The sequence below is a fragment of the Arundinibacter roseus genome, assembly GCF_004348825.1.
GTDB lineage: Bacteria > Bacteroidota > Bacteroidia > Cytophagales > Spirosomataceae > Arundinibacter > Arundinibacter roseus.
Map to the genome: position 1 here is coordinate 89,489 of NZ_SMJU01000018.1, position 20,382 is coordinate 109,870.

Consider the following 20,382-nt stretch of genomic DNA (forward strand, 5'->3'; position numbering starts at 1 on the left):
TTTTTCAATTAGCCATGACAAAACCAATAACTCTGGGAGGACTGCTGGCCAGCCTGTTCCCAAAATCCAACCGGGCTTTGAGTGAAAAACTCAGCACCGAGGAATTCAACGAACTTACCGAGGATGTCCAGGCCATTCAGGGGCGCCTGGATACGGAAGCCACTGCCCCACCCTCGCCCACTACTTTGGAAGCCGGTGATGTACAGGTGGATGACAAAAAACAAGAAGTGCCGCCTGCCAATGAAGAAAGCGCCGCTGCAGATCCTGAGCCGGAAGCATCCCAGGAAACGCAGGAGGATCCCGAGCCAGAAACGCCACTGGAAGAAGCGGCCCTGGCGGGTGTACAGATGGAATCCATTGCCTCCCAGGAACTGGCTCAGCTGCGTGCTGATGCAGGAGCCTGGAACAAGACCAAAGCCGAGTACGGCGTACTCAAAAGCTGGTACGAACACGCAACCTCCGAAATAGGAGCCGGTAGTTCAGCAGACGCAGTAGATGTTGGTCCCGCCGAAACCAAAAGCTGGCAAAAGGCGCCCTGGAACAACTAGGAATTGCCGGTCATTTAACGAGTTTTTATCAATTATTAATTTTTCTATTAGCTATGGCAGATTCAGTAGATTTATCACTTTTGGCCACTACGGCGACAGACTACGCCCGGGACAATAAGGATCACATTTTTTCAAAGATTTACAGCGGCGGTCTGGCTGGCCGGCCAGGTACGCCCATCAAACCCATTACGGATTACATGATGCCCGTAGTGGGCAATGATGAAGTGGTCCTGACGGAGCTCTACATCGACAGCGTGCTTCAGCCCGGAGCCAAAGACAGCTTCAACCCCAAGAACAACGCCGTGAAGCTCAAACCCCGCAAAGCGAAGGTGAAGCCCTGTAAGGTGGATTTGCTCATGAAGGAAACCACGATCATGGCCATGTACAAGTCGTACTTTGGTCAGATCCGCGGCGGAAAGATTGACCGGACTACCTATCCGTTTGAAGCGGAAGTGATCAAAAAGGTGTTCGACCGCCTGATGACAGACCTTCGGAACATCGCGCTGATCAACGGCGTGCGGAATGAAGCTGGTACCGCTGCCGTGGATACCATGGACGGTTTGTTCTTCAAGCTTGCGACCGAAAAAGCATCGGGTGGAATTACAGCTGGGCAGATTGCCACGATCAATGCCATCACGGCCGCCAACGGCGTGACCGAGATTGAGAAGATTATTGACATGGTGCCTTCCGATTATTTTTATGAGGATCTGGTTTGTATTACGCCCCTCAAATACAAGCAGGCTTACGAGCGCCATTACCGCGAACAGTACGGCACGAGCCCCTACAATGCGGGTTTTGATAAAATGCAGATTGAGGGTACCATGATTGAATTTGTGGTAGAACCCGGCATGGCCATCACCGGGGCCACCAAGTTTGAGTCGCCGGTGATCACGACCCGTGAGAATCTTGCCTGGCTCTATGATGACGAAGGCGATCAGACCCGGTTGGAGTTCGACTACGACAAGCGTACCCGCTCACTGGCCTACATGGTCGATTTTCAGGTAGGAATGGACTGGGCCATCAGTGAACTTTTCTGGATGGGCGATGTCGCTGAACCGGAGGAATAAAACTCTACGCCCCAAAGCATCAGCTATGCTTTGGGGCTTGTTTTCAAGTTGTTTCATCTATTTTTTACAAGTGATTTTATGAAAAAAGTATTGAATGTTTTAGTGGCTCTGGCAGTATTTGCGGTGGCCATCGTACTGCCCAATGAGGTATTGGCCCACGTAATAGGCGATCCCGCTGCGAGTGGCCTGATGCTGGGCGCCGTTTTGAATTTTGCGACTCTGGATGCTACCTCCCATCAAACGGGAAACCCTGGAGGTACGCGTCAGCTGCTGGTAGCTCTGGCAAAATCCATCACCGGCGTATGGCCCAAACGATCGGATATTACGGGCGGAGAAATCACCTCAGTTCCAACGCTGGATCCGGAAGCAACCAAGTGGGCCAGGTATGAATGTCCGGATGGAACCATCGAGGTGAGTTCAGAAAAACAGGGTGATCCCGGATTTCAGAGCTATAAGCACGCGATTGAGTTTATGTTCTCCGGATTTTCCAAAGCGATTCAGGCTGAGCTTGAAAAATATATGAATGCCGGCGCGGTATTCATTGTCGAGATGAATGACGGAACCTATGCCGTGGTAGGATCGAGCGACAACGCGATTTTTGTAAAGCAGGCCTTCAAGGGTGGAAAGAAAGGGAATGACAAGCGCGGTTTCACCATGAAAGGCGAGCAGGACGGTTTTGTGTGGGATGTTCTGCCTTTGGCGACTGCTCAGGTAGCTGAACTCGAAATTGCAACGGAGGGCGTTTAAAGTTTAATCCCTTATTCCAAAATTTAAGGCAAAGGCAATGAAGCAAAGAAAATATGTGATCATGGGTGTTCCCAAAGAAGGAATCGGGCATTGTGTGCCAGGTTTCGGCTTTGTGAAAATCCATGATCAATTGCAGGACAAGACGATTGATGCCCTGATGACCTTGGGCTTTACTCGTTATTTCAAACTTAATACTCCTACAAAAAGCGATGAGCAAAACTCAGCAAGCACCAAAGACGCAGCCGATACCACCCACTCAGGAGGTAGAGCAAGCAGCGACTCCAATACAGACGGAAGTGGCGGAATTAACTCCGGAGCCGGAACTATCGCAAGATCCGGCAGTACCCGACGAGAGCCAGAATCTGTCTCCATTGCCGGATCAGCCACAGGAGCCGAAGATGATCCAGCCACAGACGCTTCCAAAAGCAAAGACCTGGGAAGAACAAATTCAGCAAAAAGCAAAAAGGCAGCTGCAAGCGCTGAAAAACCAGATGCAGGAGTCTGATCCTGACCCGGTTGATAGTGCCATCAGTGACCCAAGAATGCGCCTGACAGACAATGAGTAAGGAATTTTCCTGAATTCAAATGCAGATTAGAACCAGAATCTCGCCCAATCAGGCGGGATTTTTGCGTATATTGCCACCGCAAAACTCAGGGGTAATACTTACAGGAACGTATCGGCAAGATCTTGCCGGTTGGCATGGGGATGAAAGTTCCCCATCGTTCCTGTATTATCCAGGGAGTTTTGCAGTGACCAACCGGTATCTTATGCTAATTCTTACACAAGAGCTTCCCTTTGAAGGGGTTAGCCCCTTTCTCAGATCAAGGGGTATTGATGTAAAGGAGCTAAAAAACGCCCTGCATGAATACAATGACTACTGCGCCGAAATGACCGCCGAAAAGGATCACTATGAAGATCCTGTGGGCTGGCTGGAAGCAGTGGGGTATCGGCAAACGGTTGAAGATTTTTTAGGATTGATTTAATTCGTGTTGTTTTATAGGTGATATGCTCCCTCCATTCCAGGATCGGGAGCATTTTTTTGTCTTGGCAATTGCCATTTTTCCGGATGATTTTTGGAGCATGGACGAAAAGAAGCTTCTGGAAGAACGAATCAAGGCGAAGGCAAACTGGGAACTGTTGAAATTACGTCATCGGGCAGGAAAGGCTTCGTCTGAGGAAGTAGAAGCTGCCTGGCAGGTGAGTTGTAAGCTTGGAAAACATACTCCTTCCTCAACAGGTAAAGCAAGGGAAACAACCGAAAAACCCTATGTCCCTGGGGCTACGAAGGTGGAACAGGTAAATTCAGCACCGGAAATGGTCCTCAGTCTGGAAATGACCCGCCTCATTCAGGAGCTGGAAACACAGCGGTCTACCCTGGATGTGGAAAAGCGGAATGTTTCCATGAAACTCCAACAGGTACCGGCCTCGGTGCCCTGTCCCGAGCTTACCGAACGGATCATGAATTTAAGGCGGCAATGGGAAGAACTGGGCGATCGGATTTGGTACGTGAAGAGAAACGGGCAATTGCCGGAAAACGCACCTCCCCAGGATACGGCCTTGTTCCCCACCAAATTTACTGCCGAGCTGCCCCGAGATAAATTCGAGCTCGACCGGATGATCAAAAATTTGGCGATCAATGTGCAGCACAAGTGGCCGGCCAAAGTGTCAGCCGCTAAGACCTCAGCCAAAAAAGCGGAGTATGAACGGAAAATTGCGGTGGGGCTGGCAAAACTGGAAGTAATGCAGGCGTTTTTTGTGACCTTATAAATCTTAGAACCCACTAATGGTAAATCATTTAATGAATGTACGGGTACAGACCCAAAAGCTGCCTAAGGCCGTTTTCAGAGTTGTCAACGCCACACCACTCCCTCGTCGGGGACAAGTGGTGGTTCGGCTCAAACGGTTCAATCAGGAAACTATCACGCACCGGGTGACGCCGGATCTGGTTCAGCCCGGCCGGGCCTGGCTCTTTGTCTTTGATATTCCGGAAGAAATGGATAATTTTTTCATTTTTGAGTGGTGGTGGGTGACGGATGATGATGAACTGTCTGGAAAGGGCGGAAACTCAAACCTGAAAAAATCCTTCAAAGGAAAAATTACCAATGGCTCTTCAACGGATTGAAGGGCCATTTTTTGTCCTTATGAAATTCAGTGGTGCAGGCTTCCTTTGAGGCAGTACACTAACTGAGTCTTAAAAATGAATGATCTTTTTCAGATTGGGCAGCGGCGCCCAAACGAGCTTTTGCCGTACGCCAGGAATCCGCGGAAAATAAAGTCTACCCGCAAAAGAGAACTTGAAGAAAAGCTAAAAGCCTATGGGTTGATCACGCCACCGGTCATTGATTCGGACGGAACGATCATCAGTGGCCATCAGCGCCTGACCGTCTTGCAGGAGCTGGGCCTGGGCAATGAACCTATCAACGTAAACATTGCCAGCCGGAAACTGACCGAAAAGGAATTCAAGGAAGTGTCGATCATTGAGAACAGCCACTTTGGAGAATGGGATTTGGAACTATTGAAGGCTGAGTTTTCGGAAGAAGTGGATCTTGCTACCTACGGGATTGACCTTGGCAGCCTGGATGCGGCACTGGAAGAATTGTCCGACTCCCACTTTGAAGAGCCTGAAATGCCCATTGTGGCTAAGTTTTCTGAAAAATACGATTCGATCGTGATCATTTGCCAGAATGAAATTGACTTCAATCACGTCTCCGAAAAGCTCGGGCTCGACCGGACCAAATGCTACAAAAGCTCCAAGATTGGGACCACCCACGTGATCCACGCCAAACAGGCAATTGCCGCTCTCACCAAATGAAAGACATCAAAATAGTGATCCCGAGCCACAAGCGCTGGAACCGGATCAGGACGACCAGCGCGGTATATGGCGCTACCCTATGCGTGGAAGAAAGTCAGGCGGAGATTTATAAAAAATGCAATCCGGGGGTTGAACTCATTGTGCATCCTGATTCTATAAAAGGTCTCAGCCGCAAGCGCGACTGGATTATTAAGCACGTGGGAGATTGTTTCATGTTAGACGATGACATTGACCATTTGTCACGGATCTACACGGAGAAAGGGGAAGAATCTGTGGTGGATCCGGAAGTGGCCTACGAGATTATCCAAATGACGGGCTATGCAGCCCGAAAGGCGGGGGCATTTCTATTTGGGTTTAGCTCCTCTCCCACGCCCATTTCATTCAACAGCCTCAATCCTGTCCAATTGAGCGGCTACGTCACCGGCTGTGCCCACGGAGTTCTGGAAGGATCAAAGCTTTGGTATAGTCCGGATATCATCTGTAACGAAGACTATTGGATATCGCTTCTTAATGCGCACCACCATAGATTGATCTGGAAAGACACCAGGTTCTATTGGGCCCAAAAGGATACGTTCGTGAACCGGGGAGGACTGGCTGAGTTTAGAAACGTGGAAAACGAGGAAAAGGACTTTTTACTACTACAAAAGGTGTTTGGAAGCGTAGTGGAGTTGCGGAAATCGACTGGAAAAAGTAACTTACGGCATCCGTTTCAAAAAAGTCTGAAACTGCCATTTTGAAAATTTGCATCTGAAAAGTTTTACACTGTGCATCATGTCAATTATATATAAATCGAACTATCATTTAATCAATTAGGAAGTTAATCTTCATAAAATAAAAACCTGGCAAAAATGATATCTAATCTATATCCTAATGGCCTTAATTATCTGTCAATCAGTAAACTATATCCACTATTTTAATTTTCGATTATGCTAGTCTTTCGACTTCTCTGGTTATTTATCATAATCTCTTTTTCAGTTTCAGCGCAGCAGCGTAGGTTGGAGATTGATAGTATTACTAATCAGTACAAGGTTATAACTACGGTAGAAAATACTCAGGACCTTCGAATAGCAAATGATGGTATTGATATGGAAGTTACACTTAATCCACTTAAACCAAGTACAGCTGTTGATATTACGCTTCATTTTTCAGATCAAATAGATTTATCATTGATCGATAACTTTTATTTTACGGCCCAATACGATTGCTATCCGATTCAATCCTGCGGAATTTTTTCAGTTTACCTATCTATTACATCCAACCTAATAGACCATGATAGCCGTTCCATTAAGTGTACAGTTGAGGGTTTGAAGCCCGGCATGCGCTTTAGAATTACCTCAATTATTTGGGGTCTAGACGGAGATCCGTGTAGCTCTGAACATGTTTATTATAGGTTTATAACCACCCTCCCCGAATCCGAGGGAGTTCAAAAAAAACTGTTATTAGTAATAAATGAGGAATGGGAAAACCATGCTGGGATCAATGTAACAATAGATCAATATAGCCAAGACCTGAAACGAACTATGAATATGGAAATTGAGAAGTATTATATAGGTACTTCCATTCCTGAAAAAGTAGAACTGTTAGACTATGTGAAGAATAAGTATTTTGATGACAACCTAACCCATCTTTTTTTTATTGGCAGCAATGCAGCAGTACCAATTGCCACAATTGTGTACGATGAAGCGAATCAGATAGGTGCTAAGTATACAGGATCTTCATTCACTTGGTATACAAATTTATGGTATAGCTCCTACGTTTTGGATCCTGTTGGTAATGAATTTATCTCTTCAAGATATCAAAATACTTGTTATCGGGCACCTGAAGAAATTAGAAATCCAGTCTTTCAACAATCTTCATCAGCCATATCTTTTGGAATGCTATTACCTAATCCAGCGCATGATCAGCATCAAATGGCCGATAAAATTATTGCTTACTTTGATAAGTTGCACCGATATAAAAATTATGAAATTGAATTTGATAAAAAAGTTTTGACCTCCGATGGATTTGCAAGTGACTTAGAATCAGTCCAGAAAATCCACAATGGCCGTTGGACGGCAGTGGATACAGTTCAATTCGGGAGAGTAAAAGATCTTTATTATTCTGGAAATGACTTCATCTGGAAAGAAGACTATTTCAAGAAAATTCAAAGAAATTCATACGAGATTTTTAACTTTAATGGTCATGGAAGCCCAAATTACCACAGTTTTGGGGTAGGCAACTCAGAGGTTTCCGGATTAGATACTCTCAATATTCAGATAATGAATTTTCATTCCTGCGAGATAGGAAAATTCAACAGATCCTATTATTTAGCCAATGAGTATTTGGAAAGAGGGAATGTATTGGCGGTGCATGCGTATAGTCAATTATTTTTTCAAGCTACAATAGGTAACGAAAGTGCGCTTGCCAGGGATTTTAGGGTCTATGGCCCATTTGGATGGATGGCGAATGGTTCTTCAATAAGTGATGCTTTTCGATATGGGAATGGCTACAATGACTCTGAAATCATATTAGGTGATCCATTATTAAAGCTTCGAGAATTCTGCGGCCCTGTTGTTTATAGCCAGACCTCTGGCAATTGGCATGATCGCACAACCTGGGTCTGCGGTCATATCCCAACCATAGTTGATAATGTCCATATTTTACCTGGGCATGTTATAAATCTAGAAAATCAAGGTGAAAGTAGAAAAATCACTATTGAGGGCACACTTAACATATCTCAAAATGGTACTTTATCTTATTAAAAATAGGACAGGATATTAACATTTACTGTTACTTTTTTAGCCCTATACTTCCCCATGTAGCGCAATTCTCACGGGTGTCATTTCCTGAAAAATCAAGTAAAAAAACCTCATTTTTTTAGTAAAAAAGTGAGGTTTTTGCGTTGTAAATCCGTTCTGTCGGGAGATCTTTATATCAGTTAAATAACTCATATAAAGCCAGTTAACTATCTAAGCACGATGGAATTAGCAGAAATTAAAGTTTCGTATCAGCCACCAGCCAAACAAGACCGGGTCAAAGTTACGTGTAGTAAGGATGCCGAAAGGTTCCTTCGAAATGTATGGTCGGATCAAATCGAATTTCAGGAGGAAATGTACCTCGTTATTTGCAACCGGGCCAACGAGATTGTAGGCTACAAAAAGCTATCCAGCGGGGGAATGTCAGGATGCATCGTGGATTTAAAAATTCTTTTTGGCATCGCGCTCAAATGTGCCGCCTGCGGGATTATTCTGGCTCACAATCACCCATCAGGAAACCTGCAACCCAGTGATGCGGATATCAGGCTGACCAAACAGGTAAAGGAGGTTGGAAAAATGATGGACATACACCTGTTGGATCACCTCATTGTTACTTCAGGTGGGTTCAATTCAATGTCAGATTGCGGCTTTATTTAACGACTGTTTTACTATGCCTATCAAGGCTCCGTTTCAAGCGAAACGGAGCCTTTTTTATGGTTAAAAACAACTAAAAAAACTTTAATTTTTTGGAAAAATAAATGGACTGAGGTGTTGTTAATCCGTTCTGTCGGGAGATCTTTATATCAGTTAAATATCTCATATACAGACAAATAAACTATGAAAACGCTATCATTCGGAAGTTGGGACAGCCCCCGGGCCATTGAGTTTATCAAGCAAATAAGAGCAGAAGTTTGCCAGCATGCAAAGGTTAAGAACAACGACAAATCGGACAGTCGATGCCTGGTTTACCTGGGGAAATACAAGGTACTTGCCATGTATATGACCGACTTTTCAATGTCTCGCGAATTTGGGCAGGAGCCTTTCCAGCAAGTATACGTTCAGAAGGGAATCGAACGAGCCGCTTTGAGGATACTTGAGAAGGAAGCACCGGCTATTCCACAGGAAGTTCGTAAGGAAATTGCCGCCAAATTTATGTCTAAAAATGACCATGATTACACGTGGTTCCGTACAAAGTATGGGGAGTGCGTCTATTTCACGTTAGAGATTTCTTTGAAGGCCATACTTGCCAAATAATTTTCAGTTTTCAATCCTATCAAGGCCCTGTTTCAAGCGAAACGGGGCCTTTTTTTATGGTCAAAAAACGGCAAAAAAAACTTTAATTTTTTGGAAAAATAAATGGACCGTGGTGTTGTTATTCCGTTCTGTCGGGAGATCTTTATATCAGCTAACAATCACATATTCAGTCAATTAAACCAACTAAGCAAGATGGAAAACATGCAAGTGAATGCCCCGGTAGCAGCCAAATCAAGTGCTCGCAAAGTAAAAAACACCCTGGTGGTTAAAGCCAAAACGCCAAAGAAAAAAGTGGAGAAAAAGGTATCCGCAAAAGTGGTGAAAGAGAAAGTTGCACAGACTCCAATTGTTCAACCAAAGCAGCCCAAAGTGGCTACCCGCCGAAACATCGACCGATTTCTGGAAGCCACGGGCAAAACTGAAAAAGACTACTTTGACTGGGCAACGGAGGTAGGACGCCGGATGCACATTAACAAACTGGATGCCCTGGTTTGCGCCAAACTGGAACTCTACACTGTGGCTCACCTGGCCAACCGCCCCACGGAAATTCCGGAAGGCATGCCCGAAACCGAAATGGATGAGCACCTGGTTGCAAACAGCGAAAATCCATACGAACTGGCCTGTCTATGGCAACGGGTAACGGCCAATGCAGAAAATTGGGTAAGCAAGGAAACAATCCTTAATGAATGGCTGACCGGAATAAGCAAGGAAGACTTCGAGCGCTGGGGAGACAAAAATCATCTGGGAGACATCAACAAAAAGTGGTGGAATAAAGATGCAGCGGCTTTGGATGTAAAATTGGAGGAAATCAACAGCATGAGCCTCCTCAATCAACCGCTGACCTTTGAGGATGCCATTGACTTTATCAAAAGCCACAAACCCGGCACCTACGTCAATCCCGCCCAGCTGCTGATCAAGCGCATCGAGGAGCGGTTCAAGGCAGTGACCACCTTCCGAATCAAGGATTATTACGTAAGCCACCTGATGAAAATGTGCCATCTGGTACCGGCCAGTGAGGAGTTAGCTGACCTGCCGTTCTGATCCGCCGAGAGCCCCGATTATCGGGGCTCTTTCATTTCTAATCCAATTTCATTTTTACAAGTAAATATCTAAGCAAATGGAAGTTCAATTTGATTTAAACGAAAGGTATCAGCAGTACTGCGGTACCGAGAATCTGTACCAGCATTGGTTGCCCGGGATGTGGTTTACCGATGGGGCAAAGGCCGTGGCCGAAGAACAGCAATGTTTTTGGCTACTGGATATCATTGCCAGCCACCAACTCACACAGGGAGTGGTGGGAAACTATTTCCAGGTATGGAAGCTCCTGCGGCAAAAGCAGGGTGAATTTGAAGTCAGGTGCGATGACGGCAACGGGAAAACGCTTGTCTCCCAATGCGTATGGAGCCCGCATTTTGATCATGACCTGCTCACGCTTTGGTGCGTGGATGGAATCATGATGGTTCCCTCCGAATACTGAGTAACGGGCCCCGAGCGATCGGGGCCTTTTTTGTTTCATTTCAATCCAAAGACACAATGCATTTACCTACCAAAAATAAAGCAATGCTATTTCACGGCATTGCAACCGAACCCAGCTCCATATACAGCCATAGCTTTCTGCTAGCACAGCAATGGCATAAACGAGCAAGCACCTGCAAAATGCATGCTATTTCCGGCTTCAAGGCTTTTTCAATCCTCCAACTTACCAAGCAACTATGAGCTATTTAATGGATGCTCCCCGAAGCGTTGAGCCAATGATCCGGGTCCTGCGGGAGATGGGAAAATACCGATACGATCCCTCCGAGGTATTCAGGGACTGGATTGATTATGCTATTGCCTGCTTTTTAGTTGAAGGGGATAAGGAGCTGGCTCAGCGCCTGGAAAAGAAGTACGAAAAGACGTACCCCAAAATGCAGGAACTGCTGCTCGCCTGGTTTAAGGTCATGGATCAGCGGGTGACTGATAGTCCTACGAGCTGGTTTGATGCCCTGGGAACCATCTACGAATATCTGGCAAGCCAAAGCAAACGCAGCTGGATGGGGCAGTTCTTTACGCCACCGGACTTGTGCGATCTGATGACTCAGTTAACAAGTGACAGCAAAGAGCGACCGGTCGGAAAACGAGTCAACGATCCGGCCTCAGGCAGTGGCCGGCTATTGCTTTCCTTCAATGCTTTTAATCCCGGCAATTTTTTGTTTGCAGAAGATCTGGATGCGATTTGCGCCAAAATGTCTGCACTAAACATGGCCATTCACGGCTGTCAGGGGCAAGTGTGCTGCCTGGACTCCATCGCCCTGGACAAGTGGTGGTTCGGCTACCAAATCAACTATTTCCACCAATTCGGGATACCTCCCATTCCTCACCTGCAACCGATCACCAAAGAGCAAAGCGAAACTATGCAGCACTGGGAAAGAAGGCGACAAAAGCTGGAAGTAAAAGCCGAAATAAAACCCAAAGAGCCAGTATCCAAATCAATAATTGAACCCATACAAACCGAGGTTCGGGCGGGTCAGCTATCCCTGTTTTGATCGAAATAGCCTTCCGGACTGGAAGGCTATTTTATTCTATAAAACGCTGAAAATAAACGGATTGTCGCTTTTTATATCCGTTCTGTCGGGAGATATTTATATCAGTTAAGTAACTCATTTTTAATCAGTTAATCAGTATGAAAACGATAACAGATGCAAAAGTTGCGCTTGATGAATTAAGATCAGCAGGCTACAATTTTATTGATAAACCGCCTGTAAAATGTAATCAGGTAGAGAAATGCCGTAACATCATTGTGATGAGCCAAAGGGAAGACTTTGCATTCGGGATTTGCTTTTATCGCGGCAAACCTAAACATTTTATCTGCTTCACTGAAAAGGAGGTGTTTTTCATATGAAAAAGGATTTCAATGAAGGCCTGCCGGATGCAATAGAAACCCGGCAGGATGTGATCAATTTTTTACAGCAGATAATCATTATAGAAAAGGCAAATTACCACCCTGACGATGATTTTGAGGACTACGAACGCTATGGATCAGGAAAACCCATGTACAGCCAGGGCGAGTTAGCAGAACGAAACAGGCTTAATGCTCAGGCGCTGGATCTGTTGGGTAATGAGCTGTACGATATGGCCATCCAAATGATCAAACGGTATTTTGGGCTACCGACCTGATTGTCAGATTTCAATCTTGTTTAATTGGCCATACGCTCTCCCGGTTCTTCGGGAGAGCTTTTTTGTGAAGGTCTACATTCTTCCCAAAAAATAGAGCCCTACCAACCCCCACGCAGCGCAATTCTTATGGGCGAAAAAACCCACTAAAAAATTGTTAAATACTTGATTTTCAGGGAAAAATAATTGGACTGACGCTTTTTAAATCCGTTCTGTCGGGAGATCTTTATATCAGTTAAACATCTCAATATCAGTCAATTAAACATCAAAGCAAATGGCACATGTAAACGTCGATTCGAGTAAGTACAAGCGAGTACACGGCAAAGGGCCCCGCGGATTTGGGTGCTGGGCCTTCCAGATCCAGGACGAAGTTTTCACTTTCATTGCGGTGTATGGCAAAGCCAAACGCTTGGCCACCCGTAAAGCCCGGCAACTGGGAGTATCCTACCTGCAAACGCTCAGCTGATGCGAAATATCAGTGAAAAACTACGAGCCAAACTAAGGCTGATTATGCAGCGAGCCTGGGGGCTTTTCCACCGGGGAGTAGTCAGTTTCTCCATGAGTTTAAGGCTCTCCTGGGGAATTCAGAAAGGTAAAGTAAACGAGTCTACCCTACTATCCAAACTACGTAAAAGAGGATGAAAAAGAAAGATTTCAAAAAGTTAACGCCAGTGGAGCAGGCAGCGCTCCGGGAACTGATGGTCGAGCAACCCAATTCAGTGGGCGGAGTCAGGCGTGATCAGAAAAAGGGTTATACGGATCTTCCCCTCTTTTTCAGGGACGATCAAACCAAGCTGTTCTAAAACAAAAGAACCCGCCTGACGGCGGGCCTCCTGTGAGTCTAATTTTGCAATTAAACATCTAAGCGGGACAAATGTAGGCATTATTCGGATGCATGCCAAAGAGAAAATAGAGTATCAATCAATACCAAAAAATTGAATAAATGGGCAAATATGATATTACGACTGCGAACGGGTATGACTTCTTTGAAATCAGTTCGGCCATGCAAAAATGCATTCGCCGGGGCCTGGAAGAAGAAGCTTTGTACTGGGCGGTTGAGCTGTACAATTCGGGGTACAGTGAATATGTATGGAAAAGGTTACGGATCATGAGCTCGGAGGATGTGGGCCTGGCCAACTCATCCATTTCCTCGGAGATTTGGGCGCTGTACTCCATGTTTAAAGAACAGGCCAAGAAGAAAGAAGACAAGAATGAGCCGCAAAGACTGTTTATGACGCATGCGATATTTATCCTATGCAGATCCCGAAAGAGCCGGCTGATTGACTGGGCTTTGATTTGGGCGTGGATGAGCCACAAAATCCGAAGGCTGGACGTTCCTGACTTTGCCTACGACAAGCACAACGAGCGCGGCCGAATGCTAAAACGTGGATGGGGACATTTCTTCCGGGAAGGCGCCAAATTAGAGAATCCTGCGGATGTGTATCTCGAAGACGAGTACAAACGAAGAGCGATGAAGGCCATTGAGGACCCGGATGGGATGGGGTTGTTTTGATAGATTAAATATTCCAATAAATAAAGGGGCTATATGCCTCTTTATCAGAGTTTTCTTCCACAGAAGTAACCGTACTAGATTCAATCGGAAACTCACTTTATTCCAGATTTATTGCAGGTGATACGTTGATTTACCAATCAATAGAGAATTTCAAATCAATGGTAGAATTAATAAAATCATCTTTGCATAGCAGCTAAGTTGCTTTCAGGACCTTCCTGATAAGAACTCTTTTGCTAATTTTAGTGAAATAATACTCCATACAGAGGGCACATGAGAACAAGATAAAAGCAAGTTCTCGGCTAGGCCAAAATCCGAAACTGCAGCTCAATCCGTATACATTTTTAGATTCTAAAATTTTTGACACAATAAAATGGAAAAAAATTTGTGTAGCTAAATAACTACACTTAAATTTGTAGTCAAATAACTTCACAATGAATTTAAGAAGAGACGTATTTCAAGCCATTGCTGACCCGACGAGAAGGAACATCCTAATTCTACTCGCCACTCAATCCATGACCGCAGGGATTATTGCCTCCAATTTTGAAACGGCAAGGCCGACCGTTTCAAAGCACCTTCAAATTTTGACAGAATGTGAATTGCTAAGACAAGAACAGCAAGGACGAGAAATCTACTATCACCTTAATGCTGAAAAGATGAAAGAGATAGCCGACTTCTTAGAACCATTTAGAAAACTATGGGATGACAGATTTAACAAATTGGAACAAGTAATGAAAAACTATCAATCAAAAAAATAATATCGTGGAACAGAAAACAAAGCTTTTAGCCGAAGGAGGCAAACAGGAAATTTTAATCACCAGATCATTTGACTTGTCTGTAAATTTACTATTCAAGGCCTACACAGAACCTGAATTGGTTGAGCAATGGATGGGGAACAAAGTCATGAAGATGGAAAATCAAGCACACGGAAGCTATCAATTTGAGACAACGGACGGCCATGGAAATGTTCTTTTTCGGGCTAATGGCACTATTCATAAAGTGATTGAAAATGAAAATATAACAAGGACTTTTGAAATGGAAAATACAGGATTTCCAGTTCAGCTTGAATTTATAGATTTTGAACCAATCACATCAGACACAAGCAAACTAACTATGAAAATCATTTTTAAATCAGTTGCAGATAGAGACAATATGCTCAAACTTCCTTTTGCACAAGGCATAAATATGGCTCACAACAAACTTGAAAAAGTAATCAGTAAACTCTATAAACAACTATGAAAAAGAGGGGTAAAATCATTTATTGGGTGGCTACCATATGGCTGAGTTTAGGAATGGTTTCCACAGGAATAGTTCAACTACTTCAAATGGAAGATGAAGTTCAAAAAATGAACACCTTAGGCTACCCGTCCTATTTCCTAACAATCATAGGCGTTTGGAAAATCTTAGGTGTAATTGCAGTTCTTGTTCCAAAATTTCAATTAGCAAAAGAATGGGCTTATGCAGGTTTTTTCTTTATTATGTCAGGAGCGATTTTTACACACCTTGCCGTAGGTGATAAAGCTGTGGAATATTTTGGTCCTGCACTGTTACTAGTATTAACTATTGTGTCTTGGTATTTCAGACCAGAAGACCGAAAATTAATAAATAGTTAATTATAAAAATTGAACTTAATTCACTTGTTTACAAATATCTGATTGTTGGCTGTATCCCGTGCAAATTTGTAAATGATAACCAAATCCTTCGAGAATTTGCCGACTGGGGAATTCCGAAAGCGATTCCTTATTGACCTGCTGGAAATAAATTATCAGGATCTAGGAAGGAAGTAATAAATTCAGAACCGTCCACCAGTTAAACGAAGAAATCATCTTTTAACTAGCTATTTTAGACCCTATATTTTCAATCTTAATTAGCATTACGAAAGCACGGCTCAAAATAATCAGACCTACTGCTATTGTTGATTTCTTTTCTTGTCCTATTACTCCAAAAAACCACATTGTATCTAGCAGTGTGGTTTTTTAATAATGATGCATGGGAAATGTAAAGAGCATTGGCAGGCTCAAACGAATACTGAAAATTGATGAAGGCAAGCTGGACATCTACCTGAGATACTACAATCAGGAGGTAGACACGGCCGATCTGAATGGAACTCAGCTGAATATGCTGGAAAAGTACCGCAAAGCATGGAGCTGGTACTGCATGGGCCGAACCGAAGATATGGTGCGGGCCATGCTGATGAAGGATTACAACATCGAGGAGCGGCAGGCCCGGTATGTTTTTGAGGAAGCAAAATTCATTCACGGCAAACTGGATCAGGTAGACCGTGATGGTCGCCGGTCGGCCTCCATTGCCTTTTATGACCTGATTGCCAATATGGCGCTGAAAGAGAAAAATCTGGAAGCGGCTGTAAAAGCCCGGGAACGTGGTGACGATCTGGCCCGGCTCAATGAACCCGAAGATATTGGCCTGGACCCGAATGATTTCATGAAGGCCTCCAAATTCGTTTTTGTGAATAATGTGAACGTGTACAAGAAACAGCTCGATCTCGATGAGTAAGGAACTGGTTCGGAAAGTACACGCCAACGACAAGCAGATCAAGTTTCTCAGGTCCAGAGCCAAACGCAAAAGCTTCATCGGCGGCCGTGGATCCGGGAAATCAACGGTGATGGGCATGGCCGTAGGGATTTTGTTCAATCATTTCCCCAAAGCCACCTGGGCAATGGTCGGGCTGACCTACGTCCAGCTCGACCTGATTGTGATTCCGTCCATTCGCGACGCGCTTGGCATGATGGGCCTTACTGAGTTCAACGCCAAAATCAATCCTTCCGGCACCTATGTCATCGGCGTCAAACCGCCTGATCACTGGGTGTCTCCCTACAAAAAGGTGGGGCGGCTGGGTTATCAGTACTGCATCACCTTCATTAACGGCTTTACGCTTCGGCTTATCAGTCAGGACCGGCCCGAAACCCACAGGGGGCTGAATCTGGACGGTTTTCTGGTGGACGAGTCGGCTACCATGAATCCGGACTTTATCAAGAAAGTCATTCAGCCAGCCGTGCGTGCCAACAAGTACGCAAAGTTTGCCAGTCATCCCTGGCACCACGGCTTCTTTGATTTCTCTTCGGCTTCATGGAGTCAGGAAGGAATGTGGATTTATGAGGTGGAAGAACGCTGGATGCAAATGCTCGAAGAGCGGGCTACCCTGTCTCATGATCAATTGCAGGAAGTGCCCCCGCAGTATCTTTTTCTGGAAAGTACCTTCAAGGACAATCAGGAGGTTCTTCCGGATGACTATGAACAGCGGCTCAGCCAGGAATTGGAGCCGCTTGAATTTGAGGTGGAAGTACTGAACTTCCGTTTGGGAAAACTACCCAACGGATTTTACCACGGCTTTTCATCAGCCAAACATTGTTACTCAAAATCCTACACTTACCAGGATGATGATAAGACCGGTCTGGTCCTGTTTCGCTCCAACGATTACCTGAGCGATATGCCCCTTGATCTATCGCTCGACTTCAACTCAGACATTGTATGGGGCATCGTCGGTCAGGAAATAGGTAAGGAACTACGGGTCATCAACTCCAAGTACGTTAAGCCCACCGGCAGCAAGGAGGATCAGGACACCAGTATCATTGAACAACTGGGCGCCTGGTTCTGCGATACCTACGAAAGCAATGAGGTCAAGGACGTATACGTATACGGTGATCCGGGCGGGCGATCGACCAGCGCCGCTACCTCCTACAAAAACCGCCCCTTCTACAACATCCTTTGTGACGTGCTGCACAAAAGAGGGTGGCGTGTATTTCGGCGTGAGCTCACCCATTATCCCAACCATCAGGAAAAGTATACCCTGATCAATCTACTACTGGAAGAGAACAACCCACGTGCACCCAAACTGCGATTCAATCAGAACACCAACAAAGTACTGGTCATCAACATTCAACAGACACCAGTCACTACCGACAAGACCTTTAAGAAAGGCAAAGGCAACACGGCAAAGAAAGACAAGGCAAGTGAGACCAGGGCACGCAACCGAGAGTACGCGACCGATGGTACCGACGCGCTGGACTATTGGCTGTGGGTCAAGTGTAAAAAGTATCTGAACATGCAGCGCAGGCAACGCAATTTCATCCATTCGAGGTAGGGCCGCTGGCCCGATCGCCAAACCTATATTCCCTTTTTTGTTTTTGGCAATTGCCATTTATGGTAAAGTGCGGGCCAGCTTACTCTGCGTCACTGGTTAAAAAAACGGTTGATTTTTAAGCAAGACCTTAAAAATCAACTCACTACAAAAAAAAGGACTGCAAAAAGTACCCAAAAACTTGTGTCCTACCTTAAAATAAAGGCCGGAAGTATCATTGCCGTATCAAAAATGTACGAAGATGATCCAATTGAGCGCCGTACTGTCCGAAGTCAATAAGCCCGGAAGTGTTTTCAACATTACCTACCGAAAGGTCGATGGAAGCTGGGGAGAGAAAAAATCCTGCATGCTACGGACATCCACCCACTCGGCAGGCGGAGAACGTAAACGGATGAACCGGTCGGGTACGCTCAAACTGATTCAACAATCCAACAACCAGCTGCTGGATGTGTACATAGACTTTCTGTTGACTTTCAACGGCCAGGCCATTAACCACCTGTACTGATGAGTTTTAAAAAAATTTCGAGAAATGTGTACGTGGCAAGCTACGCTCCGCAGGCGGGTGTACTGGTAACTTTTGGAAAAGATGCCTCCAAAGCGGTGGATCTTGCCAATGGGGAAAAACCCTCGACCACCCAAGCGGCAAATGAGTACATCAGGCGCGGCGAACATGATGACAAGCTGCTGGTCATGCACCGGCTTGCTACCGAAAGCCCTAACAAGTGGCAGTTCATCACCACCCGCCGCAACTTTATTGGTGGACTCGGCATAGGGCCCCACCGCAAGGAAATTGTCAACCGGGAATTTAAATACGTACCGGTACTGGATCCTGCCTTCGATGAGTGGCATGAGCGCCTGGATCTGGAAGTGTACCTGGCGGCGGCCTCCTATCAGATTGCGTTTTGTGGCGAGCTTAACGTACTGCTGACACTGACCACGGACAAGAAAGTGAAGTCTCTGGAAGTGGTGGATGCCATGGAAGTGCGGGCGAAAAGGCCCGAAGCCAAATCAAACAAGGTAACAAAGTATCTGATCAGCCCCCGATTTGGCTACGAGAAAAAGGTACCCAAAGCCGATTACAAGGAAGTCAATGCCTTTGATCCATCGGCCCCTACCAAATTTGCTCAGGCGCTGATCCATGTGAAGCATCCTCTGCCGGGTCAGAAATACTACGGATTTGAGCCGTGGTGGGGCTCGGCCAAATGGACCTCCATTTCCAACCGGGTCACGGACTACTACGACGCAACCTTTGAGAATGGCGCGTTCTTGACGCACCATGTAGACATTCCGGATGACTACTTTGATCAGGACGGCTCCACGCAGGAAGAACAGGACGAGCTGAGAAATAAGGTTCTGGATGAAATATCCAATACCCTCATTGGACTCGACAAGGCCAACAAGATCCTGTTTACGTTCTCCAAAATCACCATCGACGGCCGCACGATTCAGGGAGTGAAGGTGACGCCCATTCAGAATCCAATAAATGACGAAGCGTTCATCAAAATGTTTGAAGTGGCCAATCAGGTGCAGGCCAGCGCCCACGGTGTTCGGCCTGATTTGGCCGGCATCACCATTGGCAATCAGCTGGGTACCAGTGGAAAAGAGATTGTGGCTTCTGCCAATTACATGCAGGACTATATGACCATTTTTGACAAGAAGCTGCTGTGCAAACCCGTGCTGTTCGCCATGCGAATTGACGGCGTGGCCGAAAGCCTGATTCCCTACGTGTACCGAATCACTTCCTACACGCAGGACGTAACGCCCAAGACCTCCCCGGACAATCCCAATAGCGAACCCGAAACCAAAGAACAGGATGCTGATAAATAGTATTGAGCAGCTGAAAGAATCCATCGGAGGGATTCAGCAAACCATGAACTGGCGGACGTGGAAGCCCTTTGTGCAACAGGCCGAAATGCTCTACATCCTTCCTGCCATTGGCCAGGAGCTCTACGACGAGCTGTCAGAAGCCCAGACGCTGAGCGATAAACAAAGGACGCTGTTGGACTGGCTCCGAATGGCAATTGCCGAATATGCGGATCTTCTGGGCGGCATGCGGCTGGTGCTGCACACCTCCGACGCCGGTAAACAGGCTCCCTCTGGTGCCAACATGCAGTCGCCCGGCAAATGGATGATTGTGGCCGCCCGAAAGGAAGCCATCAACAAGGCGGATATGGCCCTTGAACAGGCTTTGCAGTATCTGGAAAGCAACAAAGCCAATTTTACCACGTGGAAAAATTCGCTGAGCTTTACGCTTTCCAAGGAACTTTTCATTGGCTCGGCCACCGAAATGACCGCGTACTTTCCGGCAGCCCGCCACTCTCGACGGATTTACCTGGCCCTGCGGGATTACCTGCGAAAAGCCGAAAAGTTTTACATCAAACCGCTCCTAGGCGATGCGCTGTATACCTCCTGGAAAAACCGATTGGTAGCCGACAATCCCGGATGGACATCTGCGG

Annotated in this window: 29 protein-coding genes; all 29 read left to right on the top strand. The window is 45.8% G+C overall.

What is annotated here, in order from left to right; genetic code table 11:
- Positions 1-14: 14 nt before the first annotated feature.
- The gene (locus tag EZE20_RS21645; RefSeq protein ID WP_132121688.1) at positions 15-548 is read left to right on the top strand and encodes a hypothetical protein; all 534 of its coding nucleotides are present in this window, start codon (positions 15-17) and stop codon (positions 546-548) included.
- Positions 549-601: 53 nt separating this feature from the next.
- On the top strand, positions 602-1,615 hold the full coding sequence (locus EZE20_RS21650; RefSeq protein WP_132115868.1) for a hypothetical protein: 1,014 nt from the start codon (positions 602-604) through the stop codon (positions 1,613-1,615).
- A 78-nt stretch (positions 1,616-1,693) separates the two neighbouring features.
- Positions 1,694-2,362 carry a hypothetical protein gene (locus tag EZE20_RS21655; RefSeq protein WP_132121689.1) on the top strand — a complete coding sequence of 223 codons (669 nt, stop codon included), beginning with the start codon at positions 1,694-1,696 and terminating at the stop codon, positions 2,360-2,362.
- Between the two features lie 37 nt (positions 2,363-2,399).
- Positions 2,400-2,867 carry a hypothetical protein gene (locus EZE20_RS21660; protein WP_132121691.1) on the top strand — a complete coding sequence of 156 codons (468 nt, stop codon included), beginning with the start codon at positions 2,400-2,402 and terminating at the stop codon, positions 2,865-2,867.
- An 80-nt stretch (positions 2,868-2,947) separates the two neighbouring features.
- A complete protein-coding gene (locus EZE20_RS21665; RefSeq protein ID WP_132121693.1) occupies positions 2,948-3,346 on the top strand; it encodes a hypothetical protein in 399 nt (132 codons plus the stop codon).
- A 22-nt stretch (positions 3,347-3,368) separates the two neighbouring features.
- On the top strand, positions 3,369-4,130 hold the full coding sequence (locus EZE20_RS21670; protein WP_132121695.1) for a hypothetical protein: 762 nt from the start codon (positions 3,369-3,371) through the stop codon (positions 4,128-4,130).
- A 16-nt stretch (positions 4,131-4,146) separates the two neighbouring features.
- Positions 4,147-4,485 carry a hypothetical protein gene (locus EZE20_RS21675; RefSeq protein WP_132121697.1) on the top strand — a complete coding sequence of 113 codons (339 nt, stop codon included), beginning with the start codon at positions 4,147-4,149 and terminating at the stop codon, positions 4,483-4,485.
- Positions 4,486-4,560: 75 nt separating this feature from the next.
- Positions 4,561-5,175: a ParB/RepB/Spo0J family partition protein gene (locus EZE20_RS21680; RefSeq protein WP_132121699.1), complete on the top strand. Its 615-nt coding sequence runs from the start codon at positions 4,561-4,563 to the stop codon at positions 5,173-5,175.
- Positions 5,172-5,912, top strand: a complete 741-nt coding sequence (locus tag EZE20_RS21685) for a GREB1-related protein (RefSeq protein WP_132121701.1) — start codon at positions 5,172-5,174, stop codon at positions 5,910-5,912. Before EZE20_RS21680 ends, EZE20_RS21685 begins: the two co-directional genes overlap by 4 nt.
- Positions 5,913-6,101: 189 nt before the next feature.
- Positions 6,102-7,916: a C25 family cysteine peptidase gene (locus tag EZE20_RS21690; protein ID WP_132121703.1), complete on the top strand. Its 1,815-nt coding sequence runs from the start codon at positions 6,102-6,104 to the stop codon at positions 7,914-7,916.
- A 216-nt stretch (positions 7,917-8,132) separates the two neighbouring features.
- On the top strand, positions 8,133-8,567 hold the full coding sequence (locus EZE20_RS21695; protein ID WP_132121705.1) for a JAB domain-containing protein: 435 nt from the start codon (positions 8,133-8,135) through the stop codon (positions 8,565-8,567).
- 180 nt (positions 8,568-8,747) lie between these two features.
- Positions 8,748-9,164: a hypothetical protein gene (locus EZE20_RS21700; RefSeq protein WP_132121707.1), complete on the top strand. Its 417-nt coding sequence runs from the start codon at positions 8,748-8,750 to the stop codon at positions 9,162-9,164.
- A gap of 192 nt (positions 9,165-9,356) precedes the next feature.
- Positions 9,357-10,205 (top strand): hypothetical protein, encoded by an 849-nt coding sequence (locus EZE20_RS21705; protein WP_228713944.1) that lies wholly within the window; start codon positions 9,357-9,359, stop codon positions 10,203-10,205.
- A gap of 76 nt (positions 10,206-10,281) precedes the next feature.
- Complete coding sequence (locus tag EZE20_RS21710; RefSeq protein WP_132116440.1) at positions 10,282-10,641, top strand: DUF6876 family protein; 360 nt, start codon at positions 10,282-10,284, stop codon at positions 10,639-10,641.
- A gap of 235 nt (positions 10,642-10,876) precedes the next feature.
- Complete coding sequence (locus tag EZE20_RS21715; protein WP_132121709.1) at positions 10,877-11,689, top strand: N-6 DNA methylase; 813 nt, start codon at positions 10,877-10,879, stop codon at positions 11,687-11,689.
- A 137-nt stretch (positions 11,690-11,826) separates the two neighbouring features.
- Complete coding sequence (locus EZE20_RS21720; RefSeq protein ID WP_132121711.1) at positions 11,827-12,045, top strand: hypothetical protein; 219 nt, start codon at positions 11,827-11,829, stop codon at positions 12,043-12,045.
- The gene (locus EZE20_RS21725) at positions 12,042-12,320 is read left to right on the top strand and encodes a hypothetical protein (protein ID WP_132121713.1); all 279 of its coding nucleotides are present in this window, start codon (positions 12,042-12,044) and stop codon (positions 12,318-12,320) included. Before EZE20_RS21720 ends, EZE20_RS21725 begins: the two co-directional genes overlap by 4 nt.
- 271 nt (positions 12,321-12,591) lie before the next feature.
- Positions 12,592-12,783, top strand: a complete 192-nt coding sequence (locus EZE20_RS21730) for a hypothetical protein (RefSeq protein WP_132121715.1) — start codon at positions 12,592-12,594, stop codon at positions 12,781-12,783.
- Positions 12,783-12,959 carry a hypothetical protein gene (locus EZE20_RS24155; RefSeq protein WP_165933429.1) on the top strand — a complete coding sequence of 59 codons (177 nt, stop codon included), beginning with the start codon at positions 12,783-12,785 and terminating at the stop codon, positions 12,957-12,959. The genes EZE20_RS21730 and EZE20_RS24155 overlap by 1 nt, the downstream gene beginning before the upstream one ends.
- Positions 12,956-13,120: a hypothetical protein gene (locus EZE20_RS24160; protein ID WP_165933542.1), complete on the top strand. Its 165-nt coding sequence runs from the start codon at positions 12,956-12,958 to the stop codon at positions 13,118-13,120. The genes EZE20_RS24155 and EZE20_RS24160 overlap by 4 nt, the downstream gene beginning before the upstream one ends.
- Before the next feature lie 140 nt (positions 13,121-13,260).
- Positions 13,261-13,830, top strand: coding sequence for an AAA family ATPase (locus EZE20_RS21735; protein ID WP_132121717.1), 570 nt, complete (start codon positions 13,261-13,263; stop codon positions 13,828-13,830).
- Positions 13,831-14,261: 431 nt separating this feature from the next.
- Complete coding sequence (locus EZE20_RS21740; protein ID WP_132121719.1) at positions 14,262-14,585, top strand: ArsR/SmtB family transcription factor; 324 nt, start codon at positions 14,262-14,264, stop codon at positions 14,583-14,585.
- Between the two features lie 4 nt (positions 14,586-14,589).
- A complete protein-coding gene (locus EZE20_RS21745) occupies positions 14,590-15,066 on the top strand; it encodes an SRPBCC family protein (RefSeq protein ID WP_132121721.1) in 477 nt (158 codons plus the stop codon).
- A complete protein-coding gene (locus EZE20_RS21750) occupies positions 15,063-15,440 on the top strand; it encodes a DoxX family protein (protein WP_132121723.1) in 378 nt (125 codons plus the stop codon). The genes EZE20_RS21745 and EZE20_RS21750 overlap by 4 nt, the downstream gene beginning before the upstream one ends.
- A gap of 376 nt (positions 15,441-15,816) precedes the next feature.
- The gene (locus EZE20_RS21755) at positions 15,817-16,341 is read left to right on the top strand and encodes a hypothetical protein (protein ID WP_132121725.1); all 525 of its coding nucleotides are present in this window, start codon (positions 15,817-15,819) and stop codon (positions 16,339-16,341) included.
- Positions 16,334-17,929 carry a hypothetical protein gene (locus EZE20_RS21760; RefSeq protein ID WP_132121727.1) on the top strand — a complete coding sequence of 532 codons (1,596 nt, stop codon included), beginning with the start codon at positions 16,334-16,336 and terminating at the stop codon, positions 17,927-17,929. The genes EZE20_RS21755 and EZE20_RS21760 overlap by 8 nt, the downstream gene beginning before the upstream one ends.
- Before the next feature lie 238 nt (positions 17,930-18,167).
- Complete coding sequence (locus EZE20_RS21765; protein ID WP_132115830.1) at positions 18,168-18,431, top strand: hypothetical protein; 264 nt, start codon at positions 18,168-18,170, stop codon at positions 18,429-18,431.
- Positions 18,431-19,753, top strand: coding sequence for a phage portal family protein (locus EZE20_RS21770; protein ID WP_132121729.1), 1,323 nt, complete (start codon positions 18,431-18,433; stop codon positions 19,751-19,753). Before EZE20_RS21765 ends, EZE20_RS21770 begins: the two co-directional genes overlap by 1 nt.
- A partial coding sequence (locus EZE20_RS21775) for a DUF6712 family protein (protein ID WP_132121731.1) occupies positions 19,740-20,382 on the top strand: 643 nt, incomplete at its 3' end. The genes EZE20_RS21770 and EZE20_RS21775, both read left to right, overlap by 14 nt.